The 25942-nt window shown below is 33.5% G+C and carries 24 protein-coding genes, 2 tRNA genes and 2 pseudogenes; 12 read left to right on the top strand and 16 right to left on the bottom strand.

From position 1 onward, the window contains the following. The first annotated feature begins 30 nt into the window (after window positions 1–30). The 3 genes from P5P90_RS06060 to P5P90_RS06050 all read left to right on the top strand — a co-directional run bounded on the left by P5P90_RS06060 (window position 31) and on the right by P5P90_RS06050 (window position 583). The gene (locus tag P5P90_RS06060) at window positions 31–297 is read left to right on the top strand and encodes a hypothetical protein (RefSeq protein ID WP_066329212.1); all 267 of its coding nucleotides are present in this window, start codon (window positions 31–33) and stop codon (window positions 295–297) included. A 79-nt stretch (window positions 298–376) separates the two neighbouring features. After that, window positions 377–450 (top strand) — tRNA-Thr (locus tag P5P90_RS06055). Between the two features lie 59 nt (window positions 451–509). Next, window positions 510–583: transfer RNA gene (locus tag P5P90_RS06050), tRNA-Thr, on the top strand. 125 nt (window positions 584–708) lie between these two features. Here P5P90_RS06050 and lgt read toward each other — a convergent pair. The 5 genes and pseudogenes from lgt to P5P90_RS06025 all read right to left on the bottom strand — a co-directional run bounded on the left by lgt (window position 709) and on the right by P5P90_RS06025 (window position 5630). Then, window positions 709–1635, bottom strand: coding sequence for a prolipoprotein diacylglyceryl transferase (gene lgt, locus P5P90_RS06045; RefSeq protein ID WP_278036273.1), 927 nt, complete (start codon window positions 1633–1635; stop codon window positions 709–711). A gap of 67 nt (window positions 1636–1702) precedes the next feature. Further along, window positions 1703–1951 carry a membrane protein insertion efficiency factor YidD gene (yidD, locus tag P5P90_RS06040; protein ID WP_278036272.1) on the bottom strand — a complete coding sequence of 83 codons (249 nt, stop codon included), beginning with the start codon at window positions 1949–1951 and terminating at the stop codon, window positions 1703–1705. A gap of 64 nt (window positions 1952–2015) precedes the next feature. Further along, the gene (gene cysS, locus P5P90_RS06035) at window positions 2016–3494 is read right to left on the bottom strand and encodes a cysteine--tRNA ligase (RefSeq protein WP_278036271.1); all 1479 of its coding nucleotides are present in this window, start codon (window positions 3492–3494) and stop codon (window positions 2016–2018) included. 71 nt (window positions 3495–3565) lie between these two features. After that, window positions 3566–4238, bottom strand: a pseudogene (gene folE / locus P5P90_RS06030) (GTP cyclohydrolase I FolE). Between the two features lie 195 nt (window positions 4239–4433). After that, a complete protein-coding gene (locus tag P5P90_RS06025; RefSeq protein WP_278036270.1) occupies window positions 4434–5630 on the bottom strand; it encodes a pyridoxal phosphate-dependent aminotransferase in 1197 nt (398 codons plus the stop codon). 108 nt (window positions 5631–5738) lie between these two features. On the opposite strand from P5P90_RS06025, the gene P5P90_RS06020 reads away from it, so the two are divergent. Then, window positions 5739–6755, top strand: coding sequence for a retropepsin-like aspartic protease (locus P5P90_RS06020; protein WP_278036269.1), 1017 nt, complete (start codon window positions 5739–5741; stop codon window positions 6753–6755). A 32-nt stretch (window positions 6756–6787) separates the two neighbouring features. Next, window positions 6788–7084, top strand: a complete 297-nt coding sequence (locus P5P90_RS06015; RefSeq protein WP_278036268.1) for a PDZ domain-containing protein — start codon at window positions 6788–6790, stop codon at window positions 7082–7084. A 28-nt stretch (window positions 7085–7112) separates the two neighbouring features. Here P5P90_RS06015 and P5P90_RS06010 read toward each other — a convergent pair whose 3' ends face one another. Continuing rightward, window positions 7113–7502, bottom strand: coding sequence for a DUF1573 domain-containing protein (locus P5P90_RS06010; protein WP_278036267.1), 390 nt, complete (start codon window positions 7500–7502; stop codon window positions 7113–7115). 157 nt (window positions 7503–7659) lie between these two features. On the opposite strand from P5P90_RS06010, the gene P5P90_RS06005 reads away from it, so the two are divergent. Beyond that, entirely contained in the window at window positions 7660–10293 is a 2634-nt protein-coding gene (locus P5P90_RS06005; protein WP_278036266.1) for a valine--tRNA ligase, read from the top strand. A 140-nt stretch (window positions 10294–10433) separates the two neighbouring features. On the opposite strand, the gene P5P90_RS06000 is transcribed toward P5P90_RS06005, so the two are convergent. From P5P90_RS06000 to P5P90_RS05985, 4 genes are all read right to left on the bottom strand, one after another. Then, entirely contained in the window at window positions 10434–10730 is a 297-nt protein-coding gene (locus tag P5P90_RS06000) for a glycoside hydrolase family protein (protein ID WP_278036265.1), read from the bottom strand. Between the two features lie 74 nt (window positions 10731–10804). Then, entirely contained in the window at window positions 10805–11599 is a 795-nt protein-coding gene (locus P5P90_RS05995; RefSeq protein ID WP_278036264.1) for a hypothetical protein, read from the bottom strand. A 198-nt stretch (window positions 11600–11797) separates the two neighbouring features. After that, complete coding sequence (locus P5P90_RS05990) at window positions 11798–12286, bottom strand: PepSY-associated TM helix domain-containing protein (protein WP_278036485.1); 489 nt, start codon at window positions 12284–12286, stop codon at window positions 11798–11800. 89 nt (window positions 12287–12375) lie between these two features. After that, window positions 12376–13146, bottom strand: coding sequence for a TonB-dependent siderophore receptor (locus P5P90_RS05985; RefSeq protein WP_278036263.1), 771 nt, complete (start codon window positions 13144–13146; stop codon window positions 12376–12378). 3 nt (window positions 13147–13149) lie between these two features. Here P5P90_RS05985 and P5P90_RS05980 point away from each other — a divergent pair. Then, window positions 13150–13461, top strand: a pseudogene (locus tag P5P90_RS05980) (transposase); the annotation flags it as partial. A 214-nt stretch (window positions 13462–13675) separates the two neighbouring features. Continuing rightward, entirely contained in the window at window positions 13676–14197 is a 522-nt protein-coding gene (locus tag P5P90_RS05975; RefSeq protein WP_278036262.1) for a hypothetical protein, read from the top strand. Between the two features lie 53 nt (window positions 14198–14250). On the opposite strand, the gene P5P90_RS05970 is transcribed toward P5P90_RS05975, so the two are convergent. Then, on the bottom strand, window positions 14251–15201 hold the full coding sequence (locus P5P90_RS05970; RefSeq protein WP_278036261.1) for a TerC/Alx family metal homeostasis membrane protein: 951 nt from the start codon (window positions 15199–15201) through the stop codon (window positions 14251–14253). A 129-nt stretch (window positions 15202–15330) separates the two neighbouring features. Further along, on the bottom strand, window positions 15331–16350 hold the full coding sequence (locus P5P90_RS05965) for a glutamine synthetase beta-grasp domain-containing protein (protein WP_278036260.1): 1020 nt from the start codon (window positions 16348–16350) through the stop codon (window positions 15331–15333). A gap of 270 nt (window positions 16351–16620) precedes the next feature. Here P5P90_RS05965 and P5P90_RS05960 point away from each other — a divergent pair, with 270 nt between their 5' ends. The 3 genes from P5P90_RS05960 to P5P90_RS05950 all read left to right on the top strand — a co-directional run bounded on the left by P5P90_RS05960 (window position 16621) and on the right by P5P90_RS05950 (window position 20585). Next, complete coding sequence (locus P5P90_RS05960) at window positions 16621–18810, top strand: glutamine synthetase III family protein (RefSeq protein ID WP_278036259.1); 2190 nt, start codon at window positions 16621–16623, stop codon at window positions 18808–18810. 133 nt (window positions 18811–18943) lie between these two features. After that, window positions 18944–20122 (top strand): AIR synthase related protein, encoded by a 1179-nt coding sequence (locus P5P90_RS05955; protein ID WP_278036258.1) that lies wholly within the window; start codon window positions 18944–18946, stop codon window positions 20120–20122. 97 nt (window positions 20123–20219) lie between these two features. Continuing rightward, on the top strand, window positions 20220–20585 hold the full coding sequence (locus P5P90_RS05950; RefSeq protein ID WP_278036257.1) for a hypothetical protein: 366 nt from the start codon (window positions 20220–20222) through the stop codon (window positions 20583–20585). A 215-nt stretch (window positions 20586–20800) separates the two neighbouring features. Here P5P90_RS05950 and P5P90_RS05945 read toward each other — a convergent pair whose 3' ends face one another. Next, window positions 20801–21931 carry a PAS domain S-box protein gene (locus P5P90_RS05945; protein WP_278036256.1) on the bottom strand — a complete coding sequence of 377 codons (1131 nt, stop codon included), beginning with the start codon at window positions 21929–21931 and terminating at the stop codon, window positions 20801–20803. Window positions 21932–22176: 245 nt separating this feature from the next. Beyond that, window positions 22177–24063 (bottom strand): heavy metal translocating P-type ATPase, encoded by a 1887-nt coding sequence (locus tag P5P90_RS05940; RefSeq protein ID WP_278036255.1) that lies wholly within the window; start codon window positions 24061–24063, stop codon window positions 22177–22179. Window positions 24064–24257: 194 nt separating this feature from the next. On the opposite strand from P5P90_RS05940, the gene P5P90_RS05935 reads away from it, so the two are divergent. Next, a complete protein-coding gene (locus tag P5P90_RS05935; RefSeq protein WP_278036254.1) occupies window positions 24258–24698 on the top strand; it encodes a hypothetical protein in 441 nt (146 codons plus the stop codon). A gap of 73 nt (window positions 24699–24771) precedes the next feature. Here P5P90_RS05935 and P5P90_RS14155 read toward each other — a convergent pair whose 3' ends face one another. Together P5P90_RS14155 and P5P90_RS14150 are read right to left on the bottom strand one after the other, a co-directional pair. Next, window positions 24772–25221 carry an FKBP-type peptidyl-prolyl cis-trans isomerase gene (locus P5P90_RS14155; RefSeq protein ID WP_340696452.1) on the bottom strand — a complete coding sequence of 150 codons (450 nt, stop codon included), beginning with the start codon at window positions 25219–25221 and terminating at the stop codon, window positions 24772–24774. Continuing rightward, window positions 25209–25925, bottom strand: a complete 717-nt coding sequence (locus P5P90_RS14150) for a peptidylprolyl isomerase (protein ID WP_340696451.1) — start codon at window positions 25923–25925, stop codon at window positions 25209–25211. The genes P5P90_RS14155 and P5P90_RS14150 overlap by 13 nt, the downstream gene beginning before the upstream one ends. Between the last annotated feature and the right edge of the window lie 17 nt (window positions 25926–25942).

Raw genomic sequence — 25942 nt, 5'->3', positions numbered from 1 at the left:
TTTTGCAAGCGCAAATTAAAATTTAAAAAAATGGCAAACGTTAAGAATTTAAAGAAAGACATCAACTACGTTTTAGGAGATATTATTGAAGCAGTTTACTTATTTGAACTTTCAACTTCAGGAAAACCTACAGAAGCGACTAACAATATTATTGATGAAGCCATTGTTGCTTTTGATAATTTGATAACAAAAGTAAATGCTAAGAATGTTGAAAATAAAAAAGCACACTTCAAACAAATCAATGTAGAATTGGAACAAGTTGCTAATCAATTGATTGCTAAAATCAACGAATTGTAGTCAGTAAAAAGCGAAAAAAAGTGCAAATTTAGTTTGGAAAATTAAATTACAGATGTATCTTTGCACCCGTAATAATGACGCCGATGTAGCTCAGCTGGCTAGAGCAGCTGATTTGTAATCAGCAGGTCGTGGGTTCGAGTCCCTCTATCGGCTCAAAACTTCTAAATTGTAGAAGTTTGTTATTGAAATTCGATAATCATTATTACACAATTGCCGATGTAGCTCAGCTGGCTAGAGCAGCTGATTTGTAATCAGCAGGTCGTGGGTTCGAGTCCCTCTATCGGCTCTTAAGTAAAACCATCTAACGTTTGTTAGGTGGTTTTTTTGTTTTTAAAAGGTCCCAATATATATCAAAAAAAAATACCGTCTATTTTGTAGACGGCATTTTGGATTTTGATCTTGGGGAAGAATTTATATTTTGATTGGTTTTTCGGCTGTAAAAACGAAGTAAAAGCCTATTAGGATAAATGGAATACTTAACCATTGTCCTGTTGAAAGTAAGCCTAATGCGCTTTCAAATCCACCCTGGCTTTCTTTTACTGATTCTACAACCATTCGTACAGAAAATAGTAAAACTAGGAAAAGTCCAAATAGGTAACCTGATTTTTTTCTAGCTTCCGTTTTCCAGTACAAGAAAAATAATATTGCAAAAACAAAGATATAGCAAAATGCTTCGTACAACTGTGTTGGGTGTTTTGCTGGAACTTGTGCCAGTAAGTCGGCATATTTTGGATTTGTAGCAATTGCTGAATATGCTTCTTTTGGTTTTGCAATTTGTGTGGCATTTACAGCGTCAGCTTTGCTGTAATAATCTTGAATAAAACGTATTCCAAAAGTTGAATTGGTTACTTTACCTACGATTTCTGAATTGAAGAAATTACCCAAACGCACAAATATTGCGCCACTAGCTACAGGAATAACAATACGGTCTAAAATCCATAATAATGGTCTTTTAAGGATGTTTTTACTGTAGAAATACATTGCTACAATAATGGATATGGCAGCTCCGTGACTTGCTAATCCCTGGAAGCCTGTAAATTCAAATTTTGGTGTAAATCTAAATGGTAAGATAATTTCAGATAAATGGTTTCTGAAATATTCCCAATCGTAAAAGAAAACATGTCCTAAACGCGCTCCAATTAAGGTGGCGAGTACACTCCATACGAATAAAGAGTCTAATTTTTCTAAAGATTCATTTTCGCGTTCGAAAATGTTTTTCATGAGATACCAACCTAATCCAAATGCAATCACAAACATTAAGCTGTAATATCTAATTACAAAAAAACCTAAATCTATACCTTCGGATGGATTCCATACGATGTTTAAAGCTTGTGTCATGTAATATCCTTTTTTATATATAGTTGTAAAATTAAATATTTAAAGTAAAACGAGTACTAATTAAAGGTTAATGTTTGTAGCACTCTTTTTTTTGAGGTACTGGATCGTAGCCGCTTTTTCCCCAAGGATGGCAACGCAATATTCGTTTAATTCCTAAAAAGCCACCATAAAATAATCCATGTGTTTTTAAGGCTTCAATCATATAAGCCGAACAACTAGGTGTAAATCGACAAGTTGCAGGAGTTAGTGGTGAGATTACCAATTGGTAAAATCGAACCAAAGCTATAAAGGGAAATAGGATGATTTTTGAAAACATTTTTTTATTTTTTGCAATAATTTTAGAATGCTTAAAAGAAAATATTTTCAATATTCCTGATTAACTAAATACTGAAAGTGGTTCCTTCTTTACTGTCTTTCAACTGGATTCCTAGCGCTAGTAACTGATCTCTAATATGGTCAGACATAGCAAAATCTTTATCCGCACGAGCTTTGTTTCTCATGTTGATTAGCATGTTGATGGTTCCTTCTAATTTAGCATTACTGCTATCGGCTGCTTTTTGATTTTCAAGACCTAACACATTAAATACAAAAGCGTTGATGGTGTTTGTAAGGATTTCTAAATCGGCAACGCTGATAGTCTCTTTGTTGTCCTTTAATAAATTGATATATCGTACACCTTCAAATAAATGTGCAATCAAAATAGGAGTGTTGAAATCATCATTCATGGCGTCATAGCATAGTTGTTTCCAGCTAGCAATATCTAAGGAGCTACTTGAGCTCGTTTTGATTTGAGGTAATGAATCGACGGCTTCCATTAATCTTTTGTATCCTTTTTCGGCAGCTACAATGGCTTCGTCAGAGAAATCAAGAATGCTTCTGTAGTGAGCTTGTAGCATAAAAAAACGAGCAACAGAAGCGGGGAAAGCTTTGCTTAAAATGCTGTTTTCGCCAGTTAATATTTCTCTAGGTAAGATGTTGTTACCGGTAGATTTTGCCATTTTTTTACCGTTTAAGGTAAGCATATTGGCATGCATCCAATAATTAACAGGAGTGTGTCCAGTGCAAGCTTCATTTTGAGCAATTTCACATTCATGGTGCGGGAATTTTAAATCCATTCCACCACCATGAATATCAAAATGATTGCCAAGGTATTTGGTGCTCATGGCAGTACATTCCAAATGCCATCCTGGGAAACCATCGCTCCAAGGTGAAGGCCATCGCATGATATGTTCTGGTTCGGCTTTTTTCCAAAGTGCAAAATCCTGAGGGTTTCTTTTATCAGATTGTCCGTCAAGATCTCTGGTGTTTGCAAGCATGTCTTCGATGTTGCGACCGCTTAATTTTCCGTAATTATTGGTTTCATTAAATTTTACAACGTCAAAATAAACGGAGCCATTTGCTTCATAGCCTATTCCAGCATCAATTATTTTTTTGATAATTTCAATTTGCTCGATAATATGACCGGTAGCTGTTGGTTCTATACTTGGCGGTAAAAAGTTAAATGCTTTAAGAATGTCATGGAAGTCAACAGTATAGCGCTGTACTACTTCCATTGGTTCTAGTTGTTCTAGACGTGCTTTTTTAGCGATTTTGTCTTCACCTTCATCTACATCATCAACAATATGACCCACATCGGTGATGTTTCTAACATACCTAACTTTATAACCTAAATGAATGAAATATCTAAAAATCACATCAAAAGACATAAATGTTCTTAGATTACCAAGGTGTACATTGCTGTAAACTGTTGGTCCGCAAACATACATCCCAATAGAACCATCATTAATAGGTACAAATGTTTCTTTTTCTCCTGAAAGTGAATTGTATATTTTTAGTGTTTGAGTGTTATAAATTGACATGTTTTTAGTTTTTGGATGCTATTTGTTTGTTTTGCTTCGTTTGATAGAGCTTGACTACAAAGAGCTGGCTGTTAGAATTTTGTGTCTAGTTTGATATAGTCTAAAAATTCTCTTCTGCATTTTTCTTCTTTGAACTTTCCTCCAAATTCTGAAGTTACTGTGCTACTTTCGATATCACTAACTCCTCTTGAGTTGACACAAAGGTGTTTCAGCGTCGATCACGCAGGCAACATCTTCTGTTCCTAAAGCTTGTTGCAATTCTTGTACAATTTGCATTGTAAGACGCTCTTGAACTTGAGGTCTTTTAGCATAATATTCAACAATTCGGTTCATTTTTGATAAACCAATTACGGTACCATTCGAGATATAAGCTACGTGAGCTCTACCAATGATCGGTAGTAAATGATGTTCGCAAGTAGAGTAAACGATAATGTTTTTTTCTACTAGCATTTCACCGTATTTGTAGTTGTTGTCAAAAGTGGATGCTTTTGGTTTCTTGTTAGGATTTAATCCTCCAAAAATCTCTTTAACAAACATTTTAGCGACACGATTAGGTGTGCCTTTCAAACTGTCGTCTGTCAAATCCATTCCTAAAGTAATCAAAATGTTTTCGACATCTTTTTTTATTCTTGTAATTTTTTCATCATCCGAAATAGCGAAAGCATCGTCTCGCATAGGATTTTTTGCACTCGAACCAATGTGATTGTCTCCGATTTCGTCGTGCATTTCTTCGTTTTGTATCATTAAATACGACTATTAATAGTGTGTGTTAATTTTAAGGCTGTAAAGATAATTAATAAAAACTAAAGAATTTCTATAGCTTTTGATAAAAAATAGCCTGTTTTAAAGGGTAAATAAGATTTAGTCTTCTAAAAAGAAAGGCAATAACTTAAAAAATGTTATTGCCTTTGTTGGTGTTTTTAAAAACGAAGTATTTTTTTAAAGCGCATTATAGGTGTTAATTGCCTCTTTAAGTATGTGGACTGCTTTTGTTAAGTCTTCTTTGTTAAGTACATAAGCAATACGTACTTGTTTTAAACCCATGCCTGGAGTTGAATAAAATCCAGCTGCTGGAGCTACCATTACGGTTTCGCCGTTTAAATTGTAGCTTTCTAAAAGCCATTGAGCAAAATCTTCTGTATTGTCTACAGGAAGTTCCGCAATACAATAAAAAGCTGCTTTAGGTGGGGTTACTTTTACTCCTTCAATTTTTAATAATTCAGCTATTAAGGTATCTCTTCGGTCTTTGTATTCTTTGATTACTTCATCAAAATAACTTTGAGGAGTGTCAATTGCAGCCTCACAAGCAATTTGTTCAATTGTTGGAGGGCACAAACGCGCTTGTGCAAATTTCATTGCGGTAGCAAATACCTCTTTGTTTTTAGTGACCATGCAGCCAATTCTAGCGCCGCACATACTATAACGTTTAGAAACCGAATCAATCATGATCACATTTTGTTCTAAGCCAATAAGATTCATTACAGAGTAATGACGGTCTTTTTCGTCATAAATAAATTCGCGATACACTTCATCAGCAATTAAAAACAAATCGTGTTTTTTTACTAATTCGCCCAATTGTTGAATTTCAGTTTCGGTATATAGATTACCTGTTGGATTGCTAGGATTGCAAATGATAATTGCTTTCGTTTTTGGAGTAATCAATTTTTCAAAAGCTTCGATTGAAGGCAGGGTAAAACCTCCTTCGAAATCTGAATTTACGGGAACTACTCTAGCACTCGATTCTTCCGAAAAAGCATGGTAGTTAGCATAAAAAGGTTCTGGAATAATAACTTCATCTTCAGGATCCATGATACTTCCTAAGGCAAATAGTAAAGCTTCTGAACCACCTGTTGTGATCATAATATCGGCAAAGTCAACTCTTACATTTTGATTGGTGTAAAAATCGGCTAATTTTCTTCTATAACTTTCGTATCCAGCTGAAGGGCCGTACTCAATAATATCTTTGTCGATATTCTTGATGGCTTGAATGGCTATTTCTGGGCTTTTTATGTCGGGTTGTCCTATGTTTAGGTGATAAACTTTAAGGCCTTTTTTATTTGCGATATCAGCAAATGGCGCCAATTTTCGTATTGGCGATTCAGGCATTCTTCTTCCTCTTATTGAAATCTCAGGCATCTTGATAAAAATTTGATGCAAATTTGCAATTTTTTTTAGAACTAAGCTATGGATAGTTTTACAAATTGGAGTTAAAACGTTTTAAAAATAAGGATTTTTGTTAACTTTATGAAAATTGTGAATCATGAAAAAAATAATTTTATTTTTTTTCTAGTCTTTTTTGCAATTCCTGTATTTTCTCAACAGGGGTTTGAATTTCATAATGACAAAAGTGAAAAAGTCAAAGTCCCAATTCGGTTAATTAATAATCTCGTTTTTATTCCAGTTAAAGTTAATGGGGTTGAATTACTTTTTTTACTTGATTCTGGAGTGGAGGAAACTATTCTCTTTGGTTTTGAAGATCCACAAAAACTAAATCTTAATAATGTACTTAAAATTAATATCCAAGGTCTAGGTGATAATCAGGCTGTTGAAGGACTTAAATCCTCGGGTAATTTATTGACCATAGGGACTTTGCAATCCCGTAATCATTTGTTGTATTTAATTTTAGATCCTTCCTTTAATTTATCAAATTATGTTGGGGTAACTGTCAATGGTATAATTGGATCAGCAGCTTTTAAAAATCAGTTGGTAGCGGTGGATTATACAAAAAAAATAGTCACTTTCCATAAAGAAGAGGCTAATTTTCAAAACAAGATTCAAAAAACGTATGAACGAATACCGCTTGTGCTCGAAAAAAACAAACCATATTTACAAGCAAAAGTAAAAATGAATGAAGAAGATGTTGTGGTTAAGCTTCTTGTAGATAGTGGGAACAGTGATGCGGTTTGGCTTTTTGAACGATTTTCAGATAAAATTACAGTACCAGAAAAACATTACCAAGATTACTTAGGGCAAGGATTAAGTGGTTCTGTAGAGGGTAAAAGAGCAAAGATTCCACAATTTTCGTTAGGAAGTTTTCAATTTAATGAAACGATTGTGGCTTTTCCTGATTCGGTTTCTTTAAAAAATATCAATATACAGTCAAATCGCTTGGGATCCTTAGGAGGCGAGATTTTGAGGCGATTTACAACGGTTTTTGATTATAAAAACGGATGGTTGTATTTAAAAAAGAATAAATATTTTAAAAGCACTTTTTTTATAATAAAAGTGGTATTGAGGTTTGGCATACTGGGGTTCAGTTAATCAAACAATTAGTTGTTATTCCCGATAATTCTATGGTTTTACGTTCAGAAGATGTGAAATTAGATAATGTTAATCCGAGAGTAAAGTATAAATTAGCATTAAAGCCAGTCTATGAGATTGGGTATCTAAGAAAAAATTCTAACGCTGAACAATGCGGGTTACGAGTAGGTGATGAGATTGTTTCAGTTAATGACAAACAAGCTTTTACATTATCACTTCAGGAACTAAATGCACTTTTATGGTCAGAAAATGAAATTTGGATAGAGGTAGTTGTAAAACGAGAGGGAAAATTATTACGGTTTAAATTTAAACTTATTGATGTTTTGTAGAATATTTTTTTGTTATCTCGATTTGAAACTATAAAGCAATTACCTCACCTCTTATTTTTAAAGGAATTCTACCTTCAGTATAATTGATAGCATTAGATTCAACTGTAATTGTTTTTCTAATAGGTCCGGGAGTCATGTCATATTTGATGTCAATTTTACTCGATTTGCCAGGCAGTATGGTTTCGTTTTGTTTGGATAAGATAGTACAATTTGATGTTGATTGAATTGAATAAATAATCAAGGGCGCATCGCCTGTATTTGTGTATTCGAATGAGCGTATGCCATTGTCATTTTTCTTATTGATCGTTCCAAAATCGATCGTGTTATTTTTGGCTTTGAATTCAATTTTAGCCCCTTTTTGTGCATATCCTACGAAACAAAAAAACAGGCAAATTATTATAGGAGTAAAGTTTTTCATCATTGTGGCTTTATATAAAGTAAATATACTTTGTTTTAATTAGTCCACAAATTATTATTTCCCTTTTTATAGTGTACTTTATTATTTACTTTTGTTCCCGATATAATTTACAAAAATTAAAACCAAGATTAGTTATTGGTTGTTAACGATTATTTTTATGGCAATTCCCGCACAATTTGACGCTAAAACGATAGAACAAAAATGGTATGACTTCTGGATGAAAAACAATTATTTTCACTCAGTGCCAGACCATAGAACACCTTACACCATCGTAATTCCTCCACCTAACGTAACTGGAGTTTTGCATATGGGGCATATGTTAAATAATACTATTCAGGATGTTTTAATAAGAAGAGCTCGTTTGAAAGGATTCAACGCATGTTGGGTTCCTGGTACAGATCATGCTTCTATCGCCACTGAAGCAAAGGTTGTGGCTAAATTAAAAGAAGAGGGAATCAATAAAAATGATTTAACCCGTGAAGAGTTTTTGAAACATGCTTGGGAATGGACGGATAAATATGGCGGAACCATTTTAGAGCAACTTAAAAAATTAGGTGCTTCTTGTGATTGGGAAAGAACCAAATTTACAATGGATCCTGATATGTCAGCATCTGTAATTCGTTCTTTTGTTGATTTGTATAACAAAGGAATGATTTACCGTGGGTACCGTATGGTAAACTGGGATCCAGAGGCTAAAACAACTTTGTCTGACGAAGAAGTTATTTATGAAGAACAACAAGGAAAATTATTTTTCTTAAAATATAAAATTGAAGGTTCAGAAGACTTTTTAACGGTAGCAACGACTCGTCCGGAAACTATTTTTGGAGATACGGCTATTTGTATCAATCCAAATGATGAGCGTTTTACACATTTAAAAGGTAAAAAAGCGATTGTTCCTATTTGTGGAAGAGTAATTCCAATTATCGAAGATGAATATGTAGATGTAGAATTTGGTACAGGATGTTTGAAAGTAACACCTGCACACGATATGAACGATAAAACCTTAGGTGAAAAACATAATCTTGAAATTATTGATATTTTCAATGAAGATGCTACTTTGAATAGTTTTGGTTTGCACTACCAAGGAAATGACCGTTTTGTAGTTCGAAAAGAAATTGAAAAAGAATTAGAAACCATCGGAGCTTTAGCAAAAACAGAAATTCACCTGAACAAAGTAGGGACTTCTGAAAGAACCAAAGCTGTAATTGAGCCAAGATTATCTGATCAGTGGTTTTTGAAAATGGACGAATTGGTAAAACCGGCAATCAAAGCGGTTTTAGAAGAAGGAACTATTAAATTACATCCATCTCGTTTTAATAATACTTACGCCCATTGGTTGAATAATATTCGTGATTGGAATATTTCTCGTCAATTGTGGTGGGGCCAACAAATTCCGGCATATTATTATGGAGATGGAAAAGAAGATTTTGTAGTTGCTGAAACTATTGAAGAGGCTTTAGTGTTGGCTCAACAGAAAACTAAGAACTTAGGACTAACAACTAAGGACTTAGTACAAGATGCTGATGCATTAGATACTTGGTTTTCTTCTTGGCTGTGGCCAATGTCTGTTTTTGGGGGGATTATGAATCCGGAAAGTGAAGATTTTAAATATTATTATCCAACTAATGACTTGGTGACAGGTCCGGATATTTTGTTTTTCTGGGTAGCGAGAATGATTATTGCAGGTTATGAATATGCTGGTGATAAGCCCTTTACAAATGTTTATTTAACAGGATTGGTTCGTGACAAACAACGTCGTAAGATGTCAAAATCGTTAGGTAATTCACCAGAGCCATTGGAATTAATTGAAAAATTTGGTGCTGATGGGGTGCGTGTTGGATTGTTGTTGAGTGCTTCGGCAGGAAATGATATCATGTTTGATGAAGAATTATGTAATCAAGGAAAAGGATTCTCGAACAAAATTTGGAATGCTTTCAAATTAATCAAAGGTTGGGAAGTTTCAGAAACCATTACTCAGCCAGAATCTTCAAAAGTGGCAATTGAATGGTACGAAGCGAAGTTGCAGCAAACCTTAGTTGAAATTGAAGATAATTTTGAAAAATACAGAATTTCAGATGCTTTGATGGCTATTTATAAATTGGTTTGGGATGATTTCTGTTCTTGGTTCTTAGAAATGATTAAGCCAGCTTACCAACAGCCAATCGATAAATTAACTTTTGACAAGGCTATCGAAATGTTGGAAAATAATTTGAAATTATTGCACCCATTTATGCCATTCTTGACAGAGGAAATTTGGCAACATATTGCTGAACGAACTATTGATGAAGCTTTGATAGTTTCAACATGGCCGGAAATGAAACCATTCAATGCAAGTTTAATTTCTGATTTTGAAAATACTATTGAAGTGATTTCGGGAATCAGAACCATTCGTAAGGATAAGAACATTCCATTTAAAGTTGCTATTGATTTGAAAGCGATCAATAACGAAAATGTTTCTAATTATTTTGATTCGATTGTATCTAAATTAGGAAATGTTTCCTCTTTTGAATATGTTGAAGAAAAAGTAGATGGTGCTTTGTCTTTCCGTGTGAAATCGAATGAGTATTTTATTCCTATTACCGGAAATATTGATATTGAAGCTGAGATAAGTAAACTGGAAGAAGAATTAAAATATACGCAAGGATTTTTAAAATCAGTTCAGGCAAAATTATCTAATGAAAAGTTTGTGGCCGGAGCTCCTGAAAAAGTAATCAATATGGAGCGTAAAAAAGAAGCTGATGCTTTGGCTAAAATTGCGACAATTGAGCAAAGTTTGGCAGGATTGAAATAAGTGCTGTCTTTTGAATAAAAAAAATCCCGTTCTAAACTTAGAACGGGATTTTTTGTTTAAAACCTCTGTTTATAAAAATGGATACTATTTTAATTAATGTTTTTATAATAGTTAATAAAATACACCAACAATAATTGCAATTAAAGTTTATCTATAGTAAATTTTTTAGCCCACATTTTATGTGACTCTTGGGCGATACCTCTTGTTGATTTTGAATAAATCAAATATCCTTCAGTTTGATCATTTTTTGTATAAATCAAAGTTGGATGCCAAGTAAAACTTAAAGTAGTATTAAATGGTATTCCAAAATCTGTAATAAGTTTTTGAGGTTCATTAGTCCAATTGATTCCATCTGTTGATGTCCGTAAATAAATCCCAGATTGTACTGGAGTTCCTGAGGTAAAGAAATCAGTATATGCATTTAAAGTATATACCATATAGTATTTTTTTGTGGTTTTGTTATAGGTAACATGAGGAAATATTGCGTCAGAACTTCCCATTGAACCACTTACTACTTGTTTAGGGCGAATAATGTTTGTGTGAAATTATTTGATTCATCTAAGAAAAAACAATTTCCAAAGTCAGGGGTTCCTGTACTTGAAACATTAAATTTAGCCATACAAATATTAACTCCTTTCCCAGTTCTATTATGATCTACAAAATAGGAATAAACGGCAGTTGAGTCGGAGTTAAACGTTAATGAAGGTTCTCCGTATCCTCCATCAGCATAACCATTATTGTAATTTTTATCATATATATTTGGAATCACTGCAGTACTACTTTTTGAAAATGTTTTTCCACCATCGTTTGAAATACTTAATCCGATTGAAGCGAAAAAACCAGGTACATTTCCAGGTAAAATAGTGCCATCATGCCATTCACCATGATATAGACCGTATATTTTATTGTCTTTTGCTTTAATTATTTGACCTAATCCTATATAGTTATAGTCTATTGCATTTTTGTTAGTATTATTATCAACCACAGAAGGTTTTAACAAAGAACTAGTTGAGGTCATGTTTTTTAAATCAGAACCTTCAATTGTTATCGTTTCAACCCCTGCAGATGTGATTAATTTAATATTTGAGGAGTTGTAATTTAGTACGCCAACAGTTATATCATTGAAATAATTAATTCCTAAGTTAGCTCCAACTTGAAATTCAGGTTCTGAAGCTAAGTTAAAAGCATAGTTTGCCGTATTTTTTACTTGCTCTGAATTTTTTGGAGTGTCAGGAATTTCATTTTCTTTTGAAGTACAATTGATAAATAGACATGAAGAGAGTATTATGTATAAGGTTTTTTTCATAATTTATTTAATTAATATTATTTTTTAATAAATATCTCACAAAGATATTATTTTTAGTAAAATCTTTTTTTTTAATTATTAATTAATTGACTAGTACTAATAAATATGTATCGGTTTTTTAGGACTAGACATTATATTCATTAAAAAACCTGTTCTAAATTAATTTAGAACAGGTTTTTTAATGAATTCTAGTTAACACTACCTCAATAAAAACAAGAATAGCAATGGAAAAATAATTCCTGCAACGGCTAGTTTCCAACCGCGCTGTTTCCAGCTGAATTTACCTGCTTTGATCATAATAGTTCCAGTTAAGGCAATAATGATTAGGCTTATTGCAAATATATCTGAATAGTAAATCCAAAAATTTGAGGTGTTCTTATGCAATTGTATGGTTTGACTGATAAGTGGTGTTTTTAAGAATGAGATAATTTCACCCTTACCTGTTTTGAGGTCAATTTCTACATCTTGGTTTTCGAAAGACATTCTAAATTCTCCTTTTTTAACCATATGACGTCTCATTTTACCCTCTATACCTAGTTGTTTGCCTAAATCTTCGGCATATTTTTCGTTGATGTCACTTTCTGCGGGTAATTTAACTTCAATGGCTTTAGTTTCAATAGTATATTTTTCAGGGTGCCACATTTCACGGTGATTCATTAGAAGTCCAGAAAAGGCAAAGCAAACAATTAGTCAGATATAAAAATAACCTAAGTCACGGTGTAAGTTTCTCCAATTGATTTTTTTCATGTTGTTTAGTTTTTTGGTTTATATATAGACTAAGCGAATATAAAAAGGTTTAAACAGAATTTGTATTTAATGCTAGTCATAATTTGGCGAGGAGCAATTGGATTAACGCTATAATTTTCGTGAACAGTATAGTTTAGTTCGTTTGTGATATTAGAAAGTTTACATAAAATACTCCATTTTTCCCAAGTATAACCTGTAGATATATCGATAGTGGTATATCCTTGCAACGGAATATCTCTGTCATTGATGGTTACTGCACCCGTTGTAGCATTAACCACATATTGATCGTTCCAACCACCAAAACGATCTCCAATATAGTTTCCAATAGCTCCAATAGAAAGTCCTTTTAGTTTTCCTGTAGGAATGTTATAAAAGAAACTCAAATTGGCTGTGTTGGCTGGAGTTCTTACCAATCTGTCGCCTTCTATAAAACCACCATTTACCTTGTCAGTCTTGCTGTAACGGCTATCATTATAACTGTAACCTGCAGTGATGTTCAATCCTTCAATAGGTTTTGCGGCAATGTCAATTTCGATTCCTTTACTCTTGGTTTCACCGTTTAAAACTTTTATAGTAGTGTCGGTATTTGGTGTAATTCCAACGGCTTTGAATTCGGCGGTTTGTGCTAAATTACTATTGGTTATTTGATACACCGTAACATTGGTACTCAATATTCCGTTCCAAAAATCTTTTTTAACACCTATTTCATATTGATCAATAATGGATGCGGCGATTGGTCTTAAATCTACTGTAGTTCCTGTATTTGGAGTAAACGAATAACAGAAGCTAGCTACACCCAAAACCTATCACATTACCAAGCTCAAAATTGCGAAGGTTGTCCATTACGAGGGCAATGTTTTAAAGGAAAAGGCAATCGAAGTATTGAAAGAAACCATAACCTAGAAAGACATAAAGAAAAAATTAGAGAACTACTGCTTAGTGCAAAAGGAATCCAAAAACGAAAACAACGCACTGCCGATGTGGAGCCTGTATTTGCACAACTCAAGCATAATCATGGATTTAGACGATTTTCATTAAAAGGTCTTGAAAAAGTAGAATTAGAGTTCGGATTAATGGCTTTAGCACACAATCTTAGAAAGAAATTAGTAGCATAATCAAAAATCAAACTTCCCTCATTATAATATTTAGTTATTCCTTAAAAAGAAGGGACAAATAAAAAACCGCCTCAAATTTAGTATTGAGACGGCTTCTTTTTTTGTTTTTATTAATACATTGAAATTGTTTTTTTGGAAAAAATTGTGATGAAATTAAATTTTGGCACAATTCATGAATTATAGTTTTTAACCTTAACATTTAAAAAATTGAGTCATGAAAAAAATAGTTACACTTTTTGCCTTTGTAAGCTTAGTTGCTTTCTCAAGTTGTACTACAACAGAAGAATATAATGTAGAAGACAATGATACTTATCCAGAAGCTTTTGAAATTAAAAATGTTAATCTTTCAAAGGTTGCTGATAACGAGTACAATCTAAAAAGTACCTTTCAATATGAAATAGGAGGAAATTTATATGATGATGAAACGGTTTTAATTTATCGATTAACATCAACGATTAATTCTACTACGCCTGTTTGGCAATTAATTCCAAGAACAATCTATTTTACGAATGGTGATGAATTGGATTATGATTATGATTTTAGTAAAGTTGATTTTATAATTACAGCTAGAGGTAATTATGTTTTACAAAATACGCCTGCATATATCAGAGATCAAACGTTTAGAGTTGTCATAATTCCATCTGATTTAGCAGCTTCAATGGACACAACTAACTATATAGAAGTGATGAAAACATTAAAAATTTCTGAAAGTCAGGTGCAAAAAGTGAAATTGTAATTTTTAAGATTAATAATATAAAAAAGGAAATCGTGAGATTTCCTTTTTTTGTTTTATGCTTTTTTACTTTGTTTGTCTTTTTGTATTGAGGCTATGATTCCTGATAATAGCGCAACTGCTATGAATGCTAATGAAGCCCATTCGGGTAAATGAATAAATTTATGGAATATCATTTTAAATCCTACGAAGCATAAAATAGCAATTAAGCTATATTCAAGATAGCTGAATTTTTCGAGCATATTGGCTAAGAAAAAATACATAGAACGCAGTCCCAGGATAGCAAATATATTGGAGCTAAAAACTAAAAATGGATCGGATGTAATGGCAAGAATAGCGGGAACACTATCCAGTGCAAATACAATATCCATTACTTCAATCAAAATTAAAGCTACAAATAAAGGAGTAGCGGTGTTAGTATTGTTGATTTTTACAAAAAAATGTTCACTTTCAATTTTTGTTGTGATTGGGGTGAGTTTTCGTAAATACTTATAGATAACCGAATTGTGAGGATCATATTCGTGGTCTTCTTTGGTCAAGAACATTTTAACAGCGGTATAAATTAAAAAAGCGCCAAAAACATAAGTTGTCCAAGCAAATTTATTAATAATCATTACCCCAAAGTAAATCATAATACCTCTGAAAGTTATGGCTCCAAGTATTCCCCAGAACAAAATTCTATGTTGGTATTTTTTTGGTATTTTAAATGAAGAAAAGATGATTGCGATGATGAAAATATTATCAATGCTAAGCGAAAGTTCAATGAGATAACCTGTAATGTATTTCATTGAAGCAGCTATTGGTTTTAATTGGTCGGGGTTTTGAACATAGTTGTTTTGGTACAACCAATATACGACTGCTGAAAAAAGGAAAGATAATGAAACCCAAATTCCAGTCCATTTTCCAGCTTCCTTAGAACTGATTTCGTGAGGTGTTTTGTTGAATATTCCTAAGTCCAGTGCAAGGAATATAAAAATGGCAGTAATAAAACTAATCCAAACTATCATGACTATTGATTTTATGTTTTAACAAAGATAGTTCTTTGTTGGTTGTTTTTGAATTACTCATCGGAATTTGATCAATAAAAAAATGCCCCCATTTCTGGAGGCATTTTTAGTGTTATAAATCGAGAATTATTACAAAGCAGATTTAACAGTTTTGATAATTCTAGCAGCAATTTTGTATGGGTCACCGTTTGAAGCAGGTCTTCTGTCTTCTAACCATCCTTTCCATCCTTTTTGAACAGTAATTAATGGAATACGGATAGAACATCCTCTGTCAGAGATTCCATAAGAGAAATCATTGATAGAAGCAGTTTCGTGCTTACCAGTTAAACGTTGGTCATTGTAAGCTCCGTAAACAGCGATGTGTTCTTCAACAACTGGACGGAAAGCCTCACAGATTTTTTCATAAGTAGCTTTGTCTCCACATGTTCTCAATACAGAGTTAGAGAAGTTAGCGTGCATACCTGAACCATTCCAGTCCATGTCTTTTCCTAGAGGTTTTGGGTGGTACTCAATATAGTAACCATATTTCTCAGTCAAACGGTCTAATAAATATCTAGCAACCCAGATTTCATCTCCTGCTTTTTTAGCTCCTTTAGCAAATAATTGGAATTCCCATTGTCCGCAAGCAACCTCTTGGTTGATTCCTTCAAAGTTGATTCCAGCAGCGATACATAAGTCAGCGTGCTCTTCAACTAATTTTCTTCCGTGAGTATTTTTTCCACCAACTGAACAGTAGTACATACCTTGTGGAGCTGGGTAACCTCCTACAGGGAATCCTAATGGCAATTGTGTTTTAGTATCCATGATGAAATATTCTTGTTCGAAACCAAACCAGAAATCGTCATCCTCATCATCAATAGTAGCTCTACCGTTAGAAGGGTGTGGTGTTCCATCAGCATTCATAACTTCACACATTACTAAATATCCATTTAAACGGTCTGGATCTGGATAAATAGCTACAGGTACTAATGAACAGTCAGAAGATCCTCCTTCAGCTTGTCTTGTAGATGAACCATCAAATGACCATTTTCCTAATTCTTCTAAAGTCCCTTGGAAATTTTCGTGCTCTTCAACTTTAGTTTTACTTCTAAGATTTTGAGTTGGCTCATATCCGTCTAGCCAAATGTACTCTAACTTTATTTTTGCCATAGTAATATAAATTAATTTTCTTGTTTTATTTTGAAGTGCAAATATAGAATATTTTTTTTAGTGCTATAAACTTCGGGGGGCTTTTGTTTAGAATGCTTTGTATTTTTCACATTACCGTATTTTGGCAGGGGGTATATTTAAAAAAAAGCAATTTTAATACCCAATTAAAAACAATTTAGCAATGTGTGTCTTTGTGTTTTTATTTCGGGATTAGTTACCTTTGTGATTTAATTTACAAATTTTTATTAATCAACTAAATAACAGCTTATAATGTCAACAATACGTTTTCAAGCATTAAGGGAAGCCTCAAATAGAAAAGTAATTCATTTTGATGAAACGAATAAAAAATCAAATATTTTTGGTTCAAATGTTTTTAATGAGAAAGCGATGAAGCAATATTTGACTTCGGATGCTTTTAAAGCGGTTCAAGGAGCAATAGAAAGTGGAACTAAAATTGATCGAAAATTAGCCGATTATATTGCCATGGGCATGAAAGAATGGGCTTTGTCTAAAGGAGTTACACATTACACACACTGGTTTCAACCTTTGACAGGAACAACGGCCGAAAAACACGATGCATTTTTTGAAACGTCCTTTGATGGAAGTGATCCTGTAGAAAAATTTGGTGGAGCACAATTAGTGCAACAAGAACCGGATGCTTCTAGTTTTCCAAATGGTGGTATTAGAAATACTTTTGAAGCAAGAGGTTATACTGCTTGGGATCCTACTTCGCCTGCTTTTATATATGGTACAACTTTATGTATTCCTACTGTTTTTATTTCGTATACAGGTGAAGCTTTAGATAATAAAATTCCATTGCTAAGAGCATTAGCAGCTATGGATGAGGCGGCTACAGAGGTTTGTCGTTATTTTGATAAAAATGTAAAAAAAGTAACAGCAACCTTAGGATGGGAACAGGAGTACTTTTTAGTAGATAAAGCTTTAGCACATTCTCGTCCTGATTTGATGATGACAGGAAGAACCTTGTTAGGGCATACTTCGGCTAAAGGACAACAATTAGACGACCACTATTTTGGTTCTATTCCTACTCGCGCTTTGACATATATGCGTGATTTGGAACAGGAATGTATGCTACTTGGGATTCCGGTTAAAACCCGTCATAATGAAGTGGCTCCTAATCAATTTGAGTTAGCGCCTATTTTTGAAGAGACCAATTTGGCGGTAGATCATAACTGTCTGTTGATGGATATTATGCAAAAAGTAGCAGAGCGTCATGATTTCAAAGTCTTATTGCATGAAAAGCCTTTTCAAGGGGTAAATGGTTCCGGAAAGCATAATAACTGGTCATTAGCAACAGATACTGGAGTGAATCTTTTAAGTCCGAGTAAAACGCCAATGAGTAATTTGCAATTCCTTACTTTCTTTATTAATACGATTAAGGCGGTAAATGATTACGAAGAGTTATTGCGCGCATCGATTGCAACAGCAAGTAATGATCATCGTTTAGGAGCTAATGAAGCGCCACCGGCGATTATTTCAGTGTTTATTGGAGAACAATTGACTAAGGTTTTGGCTGAATTAGAAAGTGTAACAACAGGAAAATTATCTCCAGAAGAAAAAACGGATTTGAAACTAAATGTAGTAGGTAAAATTCCAGAGGTAATTTTGGATAATACCGATAGAAACAGAACTTCTCCATTTGCTTTTACAGGAAATAAATTTGAGTTTAGAGCAGTGGGTTCTTCGGCTAACTGTTCGAATGCGATGACTACTTTAAATACGATTGTGGCAAAACAATTAAGGGATTTTAAAGTAGAAGTTGACTCTTTGATTGAATCTAAAGCAATGAAAAAAGACGATGCTATCTTTAATGTTTTAAGAGAATATATCAAGGTTTCTAAAGATATTCTTTTTGAAGGAGATGGTTATAGTGAGGCTTGGGAAAAAGAAGCTAAAAAGAGAGGGTTAAGTAATTTTAAAACTACTCCGGAAGCTTTGAAAGCTAAAGTTTCTAAGCGTGCATTGGAATTATTTGCCGAATTAGGAATTATGAATCATATTGAGGTAGAAGCGCGTTACGAAATTGAATTGGAAGAGTATACGAAGAAAATTCAAATCGAAAGTCGTGTGTTAGGAGATATTTCTAAGAATCATGTGATCCCAACAGCGATTCGTTACCAAAATACTTTGATTGAAAATGTAAAAGGATTGAAAGATATTTTTGGAAAAGAATTTGAATCCATCGCCAAAGAACAAATTGGATTGATTAAAGAAATTTCGCTTCATATCGAAGGTATTAATGCCAAAGAGGAAGAGATGCGAAACGAAAGAAAGAAAGCTAATTTGTTGAATGACGCTCAAAAAACAGCCGAAGCTTATTGTAATAAAGTGAAGCCATATTTTGAAATTATCCGAAATCATTGTGATAAACTGGAGTTGTTAGTAGATAATGAATTGTGGACATTAACTAAGTACAGAGAGTTGTTGTTTACTAAGTAATTATAAGTTAATAGTTAGGAGTTATGGGTTAAGCGGTATGGTCTTTTAACTCCTAACTTTTAATCTCTAACTTCTAAAAAATAATTATCTTTGTCGCAAAATCAAGTTGCTTTTGCAATTACACAAATAGAATATGAGTTCAGATACTTCAAAAAGATACGCACAACGTGGTGTTTCGGCATCCAAAGAAGATGTTCACAATGCAATAAAAAATATTGACAAAGGATTGTTTCCACAGGCATTTTGTAAAATTGTTCCTGATTATCTAACACAAGACGATGAATATTGTCTTATTATGCATGCTGATGGTGCAGGTACAAAATCCTCATTGGCATATATGTACTGGAAAGAAACTGGAGATCTTTCGGTTTGGAAAGGAATAGCACAGGATGCTTTAATCATGAATATTGATGATTTATTATGTGTAGGAGCAACGGATAATATTTTACTTTCTTCAACTATTGGAAGAAACAAAAATTTAATTCCTGCCGAAGTAATTTCAGCAATAATCAATGGAACAGAAGAATTAATCCAAGAGTTGGCTTCTTTTGGAGTGAGTATTCATTCAACAGGAGGAGAAACTGCCGATGTGGGTGATATTGTTCGTACCATAATTGTTGACTCGACAGTTACAGCGAGAATGAAACGTTCTAAAGTAATTGATAATGCAAATATCAAGGCGGGAGATGTAATCGTTGGATTAGAGTCTTTCGGTCAGGCTACTTATGAAAAAAGCTATAACGGAGGAATGGGAAGTAACGGATTGACTTCGGCTCGTCATGATGTTTTTGCTAAATATTTGGCAACAAAATACCCTGAAAGTTACGATGCTGCCGTTCCAGAGGAATTAATTTATTCAGGTCAGGTAAAATTGACAGATGCTGTAGCAAATTCTCCAATCGATGCCGGAAAATTAGTGCTTTCGCCAACACGTACCTATGCACCAATTATCAAGCAAATTTTAGATAAATATTCTTCGAATGAAATTCACGGTATGGTTCACTGTAGTGGTGGAGCACAAACTAAGATTTTACATTTTGTAGATAATTTACATATTATAAAAGACAATTTATTCCCAGTTCCACCATTGTTCCAATTAATTCAGGAGCAATCAAAAACAGATTGGAAAGAAATGTATCAGGTATTCAACTGCGGTCACCGTATGGAGCTTTATGTTCCAGCTGAAGTTGCTGAAGATATCATCGCTATTTCAAAATCATTCAATGTTAATGCTCAAATTGTAGGTCGTGTAGAAGCTTCCGACGCTAAAAAACTGACTATTACAAGTGAATACGGAACTTTTGAATATTAATTGAATTTGAAGCTAATCCCGCTATCCGCTATATCTTTATCTTTTTAAAGAAAAAAGATAAAGGATGTCGCTGCTATCGGGGCTAAAAAATAAAAAGATGTACGAACTACTTTTCTGGAAATATTTAGAAGACGTTTATTTGAACCACCAGGAGGTTTATGAAGCCATGGACGAACTGGAAACCATCGAAGGTTTAGAGGAACTTCCGGTTACAGTAATTTTAAATAGAATCGCATCGGTTTTTTCTAAATGGGAAAGAGTAGATGAGAACAGCTGGAAAAACAAAGAGGGAGTTGGAGCTTTTCAGGTGAAAACAACTTCTCAAATTGTTCAAATAGATTGTTACGGTACAGAGGGTAAAACCATGGACAAGTTGGTGGATATTATGGAAGAATTCAAATGTCCGTTGTTTGATCCGCAAATTCCTGCCCGTTACGACGAAATGTATGAAGAAGAAGAGTAACTAAAATATTAAAGCGTTAAGAATTTATCTTAACGCTTTTTTTTATGGGTTTTTCTTGTCTTTTTTATCTTCGTTTTTGAAACCAATGAGTTTTCGGTATTTGTTTTCGGTTTCTTCTAATTCTTCTTCCATTTTTTTATATTGGCTAATATCTTTGATAGTGATTACAGCCGCAACGATTTTGTTATCCTGATCTACTAAAGGACGGCCGCTAATTAAAACCCTTCTTTTTCGCGAGACATGGGATTGTATAGGACCAAATCGATATCATCAGTAACTTCACCATTAAAGGCGCGTTCCATGGGTAAATTTTGAGCAGGGAAAACCGTTTTTTCGTCAGGAAAATACAATTCGAAATGCGCCGTCAAATCTGTTGAAATTTTATCATCTTCTTCAATACCAAAAATATCATTCGCCATATCGTTGGCTAGAATCACTTTTTTATCGGCATTGGCAACAATAACTCCTTCGCCAATATTTTCAACAATTACTCTAAGTTTTTCTTCGTTTTCATAGAGTTCGTCAACAGCTTTTTGTTGTTCTAATTCCAATTCAATGGTTTCAGTGATATCACGTGCCGCCGAATAAATGATGCCTTCTTTTAAGTCAATATTACTGTTCCAGTCTAACCAACGATAAGTGCCATTTTTATGACGCACTCGGTTTTTAAAACTAATCACCGTTTTCCCTTTGAGAATTTCGCTTAAAACCTTATCAGAAGTAGAGCGGTCTTCAGGATGAGTCAAGTCCATAAATTTTATTTTATCCATATCTTCTTGAGTATAGCCTAAAGTATTAGTAAAAGCAGCATTTATTTTGATAAAATGATCATTTTTAGCCACAGTAAAAATATCAAAAGACATATTGAAAAAAGCGTCGGTGGCTTTGAGTGATTCTTCTAATTTTTTTCTTTCAGTTATATCTGTCGAAATACCACCAATGGCATAAATTCGGCCAGAAGCATCATACAATGGGTATTTAACCGCGATGTAGGTATGTACACCGTCTTTTTGAGTAATGGTTTCCTCTGATTTAATTTCGATTAGTTTTTTAGCCACTTCTAAATCCGAATTTCTATAGGCTTCCGCAATTTCTTTGGGTAAAAAGTCATAATCCGTTTTACCAATAATTTGCTCATTAGTAGTTCCGAATAATTCTCCGAAATTCTTATTAATTAAAAGATATTCGCCATTTAGTTTTTTTATAGAAATTGGACTTGACGTATTGTCAATAATGGATTGGAGTAATTGTTTGTTTTCCTCTAATAGTTTTTGCGCTTTTTCCTTTGCTTTAAATTGGGTTCGGATAATAAAATAGACAACAATAAGCAGAAGTATCGAAAGCATAAATAAAAATAGTTCTAATGTGTATAGATTCGAGTCTAACTGATTTGTGGGGTTTTGATTTGACTGTATCAAAAAAATCCATGTAGCTGCAATTATTACAGCAATATTAATAATGAATCCTAGTAATATTTTTTTTCAAAGGAGAGGTTCATGGTTTTCTGTTTTAGTTCAAGAGAATGGCGTTTTTAATGCTTCCTACTATTAAAGTTAGTGAATACGGATTTGAAATTAGCTGCTATTGATCTTTATTTTTCAAAACGCATTAGATTCAAACTAAATAAAATCACAATAAGAGTTACACCCACATCGGCGGCAATCGCTAGCGCTAAGTTGCTGAAACCAAAAATGGCTAGTAGAATGAAAATGAATTTTGTGATAATGGCACCATAAGTATTGATTTTTATTTGTTTCATAGTCTTTTTACTCAAACGAATCAAAAACGGAATTAATGATAATTTGTCATTCATCAAAGCGATGTTAGCTGTTTCTATTGCCGTATCACTACCAGCAGCTCCCATAGCAATCCCCACAGTACTTAGGGCTAATGCAGGAGCATCATTGATGCCATCACCTACCATGGCTACTTTATCGTATTGTTGTAACAACGCTTTCATTTCTGCTGCTTTTTGTTCTGGGAGTAAACCACCAAAAACTTTTGTGATTCCTACTTGTCGAGCAACATAATGAGCGGTTTTTTCAGTATCACCTGTTAGCATTATTACATCAATATTTTGTTCTTGAAGCTCTGCAATAGCTTTACTACTGTCAGGCTTGATTTTATCGGTTAAACCAATAATCCCGACAACACCTTTTCCAAAACTGACTACCACACTTGTTTTTCCTTCGCTGGCTAGTTGCGCCACAATTTTTTCCACTTCTTCGGAAATTTCATGGTATTCTCGAATGAATTCTAATTTTCCTACCAGAACCGTATCAATTTGGCAAACAATACAATTGGCGGTAGCTCCTTTACCTAAAATGCTTTTAAAATTTTTAGCTTTATGAGGTTCGTAACCTTCTGCTTTACTCGCAGCAATGATTGCTTGAGCTAAAGGATGTTCTGAAAACATCTCGGCACCTGCTGTACAGGAAAGTAATTCTTCTCGGCTGGTGCCAATTAAGGGGAAAACATCAGATACTACAGGCGTTCCGTAAGTAATGGTTCGGGTTTTATCAACGGCTACTGCCTGAATTTCGGCTAAAATTTCAATGTATTTCCCTCCTTTTACCAGAGCCCCTTTTGCGGAAGCATTACCAATTGCCGCATATATGGCTACAGGTGTCGAAATGACTAATGCACATGGGCAAGCAATTACAAGGAGCGTAATCGCTTGTTTGAGCCAATGATTAAAATCTTGATGAAGTATAAAAACAGGAACAACAAAAATGATTATCGCGAGCCCAATAATTGTGGGAGTGTACAATTTTGAAAAACGTTGAATAAATTTTTGTGTTTTGCTTTTTGCAGCATTCGCTTCAAAAGTGAGTTGGATGATTTTAGCAAATGTGGTGTCGGTTGATAGTTTACTAGTTTTTATTTCTATAAAACCATTTCCGTTCAAGGTTCCTGCGAAAACTGAATCACCTATTTGTTTTTCTTTAGCGATAGGTTCCCCAGTTATGGCCGATTCGTCAATCAAAGTTTCCCCAAAAATGATTTTTCCATCCAAAGGAATTACTTCTCCGGGTTTAATTTGAATAATTGTTCCAACTTCTATTTGCTCAATAGGTATTTCCTGATTTGTTTTTTTTACAAATGCCGTTTTTGGCGTACTTTTAATCAATTGATCCAAAGCTGATTTTGAATTTTCAATTCCTATATCTTCTAATCTTTCGCCTAAAACATATAAAACAATAACCACAGCAGCTTCGGGATATTCGCCTAAATATAAGGCGGCAATAACCGCAATTGTCATTAATAGATTAATACTACTGAAGTTTAATTTTAAAAGCGCTTTAATTCCTTTTAAGATCACATCGTGTCCAATAATCACGATAAAGGATACAAAAATAAAAGGAGCATAAGGCATTGGTAAATGAATACCTATAAGGGAAAGTATTTCTAAAATAACTACAATACTGACTGAAAGGAGTAAAAAAACAAATTTTCTATCTTTAAATGGTAGGTTCATAAGAATGGGATTTTGTTTGTACTATATATAGTAAAATGTTTCTGCTTTTTGTGAGCTAGTATTAGCATTGCATCTTAAATTTACTCAAAATTTATTGTAACTACTTTTGCTTTAATAAAATCTTAAGATTATAAATGCTTAAAATGTTCGAGATGTGAAAAAGTTTTCGAACTTTGTACCAAAATATTTTACATATGAAAATAAACCTTAAGAACGGAATTGATAAGCTTATTTTTGGGATGAAACAAAAAGATGTTTCAGCTGTTTACGGTGCGCCTGATAGAAATTACAAAGACGAAGATGATAATGTGATTTTTACCTACAATAAGTTTAAAATGCGTTTGACTTTTTATAAAGACGAAGATTTTAAAATGGGTTATATTGTAGCTTCTAGTCCAGATTTAGAGTTATTTGGCAATACGTTAATTGGAAAGAATATCAAGGATGTTAAGAATGAATTAGCTAAAAAGAATATTACTAAATTCACTCAGGAAGAATTTGATACTTTTGAAAATTATTTCAATGAAGATAATTGGTTGTTGTTTCAAACCGAATTTGACGAAGTAGTGAAATTAGAAGTTGGCGCCATCATTAATGATAAAGACGAGTTTGAGTGGAAATTTGGTAAGAAATAAAACTTGTTTCAATATTAAAAAGAATGCCCTTTCATTATCGATGAAAGGGCATTCTTTTTTATAATATTGTATTTTATTTCTGCTTTTCAAAAATTTCTATTTCGAAAATTAAAGTAGCATTGGGTGGTATAACGCCCCCAGCACCAGCTTCTCCATAAGCTAGTTTAGATGGGATATAAGCAATTATTTTGTCGCCAAAAGAAAGCATGTTGATTGCTTCAATAAACCCTGGAATCATTCCGTCTTTTTTTCCAATTTCAAAAGGGAAAGGATTGTATCCTCCTTGAGTAGCTCTCATTTCGTTGAATTGGTTGTATGTTTTAGCTACTTCTTCACGACTACTATCAAATAATTTTCCGTCTTCAAAAAAGCCTGAATAATGGAAGTAAACTGTTGTTCCAGTAGCTGGTTTAGCACCTGTTCCTTTTTGAACTATTTTATAAACTAATCCAGAAGCTGTAGTTGTAGCGCTTGTTTTTTGGGTGTTTAAATAGGCTAGTTTTTCAGCGTTTAAAGCAGCCATTTTTTCTTGCTGAATTTTTTCAGCAGCTGCTTTGGCTTCTGCTTCTTTTTTTCTTCAACAGCTTTGTTGTTGTAATAGTTTGCAAAAACTTTAGTAGCATTGAATTTTTTTGCTAACGAACCTTTTTGCGTAATAATTATGTTTTTGATTATATCATCTTTTGCGATATTGTTCACTACATCCATTCCTTTAACTACATGACCAAAGATGGTGTGCTTATTGTTTAACCATGGTGTTTCTTTATGGGTAATGAAAAATTGACTTCCATTTGTTTTTGGACCAGCATTGGCCATTGCCAAAATACCTCCTTTGTCAAATTTTAAATCTGAAACGAATTCGTCTTTAAAAGCATAACCAGGACCACCATTTCCTGTTCCTTGTGGATCTCCACCTTGAATCATAAAATCACTAATTACACGGTGGAATTTTAAACCATCAAAAAACGGTTTGTTTTTTAGTTTTGCGTCGCTTACAAATTCATTTTTTCCTTGAGCTAGACTAATAAAATTGGCAACTGTAATTGGTGCCTTTTGATATTCTAGGTCTAAAATAATTGTTCCTTTGTTTGTATTGATAGTGGCAAAAATACCTTCTTCCAACTTTTTTGTAGGAGCGGGTTTTTTTACAATTTTTTTAGATGTTTCCTGTGCTTGAAAAGTAGTAAGCGTAAAGAAAGTTAATAAGGCTAATAATTTCGTTTTCATCTGGTTTTGTTTTTTAT

This window comes from Flavobacterium nitratireducens, assembly GCF_029625335.1.
In the GTDB taxonomy this organism is placed as follows: domain Bacteria; phylum Bacteroidota; class Bacteroidia; order Flavobacteriales; family Flavobacteriaceae; genus Flavobacterium; species Flavobacterium nitratireducens.
The sequence above is the reverse complement of the archived record's forward strand: the minus strand, read 5'-3'. Positions and strand labels throughout refer to the sequence as shown.

Excerpts from the sequence above, each read along its gene's own strand:
- P5P90_RS05940 (WP_278036255.1), bottom strand. The coding sequence starts at position 24,063 with ATGAACCTACCATTTAAAGATAGAAAATTTGTTTTTTTACTCCTTTCA.
- P5P90_RS05950 (WP_278036257.1), top strand. The coding sequence starts at position 20,220 with ATGTACGAACTACTTTTCTGGAAATATTTAGAAGACGTTTATTTGAAC.
- P5P90_RS05995 (WP_278036264.1), bottom strand. The coding sequence starts at position 11,599 with ATGAAAAAAACCTTATACATAATACTCTCTTCATGTCTATTTATCAAT.
- P5P90_RS05960 (WP_278036259.1), top strand. The coding sequence starts at position 16,621 with ATGTCAACAATACGTTTTCAAGCATTAAGGGAAGCCTCAAATAGAAAA.
- lgt (WP_278036273.1), bottom strand. The coding sequence starts at position 1,635 with ATGACACAAGCTTTAAACATCGTATGGAATCCATCCGAAGGTATAGAT.
- P5P90_RS05955 (WP_278036258.1), top strand. The coding sequence starts at position 18,944 with ATGAGTTCAGATACTTCAAAAAGATACGCACAACGTGGTGTTTCGGCA.
- yidD (WP_278036272.1), bottom strand. The coding sequence starts at position 1,951 with ATGTTTTCAAAAATCATCCTATTTCCCTTTATAGCTTTGGTTCGATTT.
- P5P90_RS14150 (WP_340696451.1), bottom strand. The coding sequence starts at position 25,925 with ATGAAAACGAAATTATTAGCCTTATTAACTTTCTTTACGCTTACTACT.
- P5P90_RS05970 (WP_278036261.1), bottom strand. The coding sequence starts at position 15,201 with ATGATAGTTTGGATTAGTTTTATTACTGCCATTTTTATATTCCTTGCA.
- P5P90_RS05945 (WP_278036256.1), bottom strand. The coding sequence starts at position 21,931 with ATGCTTTCGATACTTCTGCTTATTGTTGTCTATTTTATTATCCGAACC.
- P5P90_RS05975 (WP_278036262.1), top strand. The coding sequence starts at position 13,676 with ATGAAAAAAATAGTTACACTTTTTGCCTTTGTAAGCTTAGTTGCTTTC.
- P5P90_RS06010 (WP_278036267.1), bottom strand. The coding sequence starts at position 7,502 with ATGAAAAACTTTACTCCTATAATAATTTGCCTGTTTTTTTGTTTCGTA.
- P5P90_RS06060 (WP_066329212.1), top strand. The coding sequence starts at position 31 with ATGGCAAACGTTAAGAATTTAAAGAAAGACATCAACTACGTTTTAGGA.
- P5P90_RS06000 (WP_278036265.1), bottom strand. The coding sequence starts at position 10,730 with ATGGTATATACTTTAAATGCATATACTGATTTCTTTACCTCAGGAACT.
- P5P90_RS06015 (WP_278036268.1), top strand. The coding sequence starts at position 6,788 with ATGGTTTTACGTTCAGAAGATGTGAAATTAGATAATGTTAATCCGAGA.
- P5P90_RS05965 (WP_278036260.1), bottom strand. The coding sequence starts at position 16,350 with ATGGCAAAAATAAAGTTAGAGTACATTTGGCTAGACGGATATGAGCCA.
- P5P90_RS06020 (WP_278036269.1), top strand. The coding sequence starts at position 5,739 with ATGAAAATTGTGAATCATGAAAAAAATAATTTTATTTTTTTTCTAGTC.
- P5P90_RS14155 (WP_340696452.1), bottom strand. The coding sequence starts at position 25,221 with ATGGCTGCTTTAAACGCTGAAAAACTAGCCTATTTAAACACCCAAAAA.
- P5P90_RS06005 (WP_278036266.1), top strand. The coding sequence starts at position 7,660 with ATGGCAATTCCCGCACAATTTGACGCTAAAACGATAGAACAAAAATGG.
- P5P90_RS06025 (WP_278036270.1), bottom strand. The coding sequence starts at position 5,630 with ATGCCTGAGATTTCAATAAGAGGAAGAAGAATGCCTGAATCGCCAATA.
- cysS (WP_278036271.1), bottom strand. The coding sequence starts at position 3,494 with ATGTCAATTTATAACACTCAAACACTAAAAATATACAATTCACTTTCA.
- P5P90_RS05935 (WP_278036254.1), top strand. The coding sequence starts at position 24,258 with ATGAAAATAAACCTTAAGAACGGAATTGATAAGCTTATTTTTGGGATG.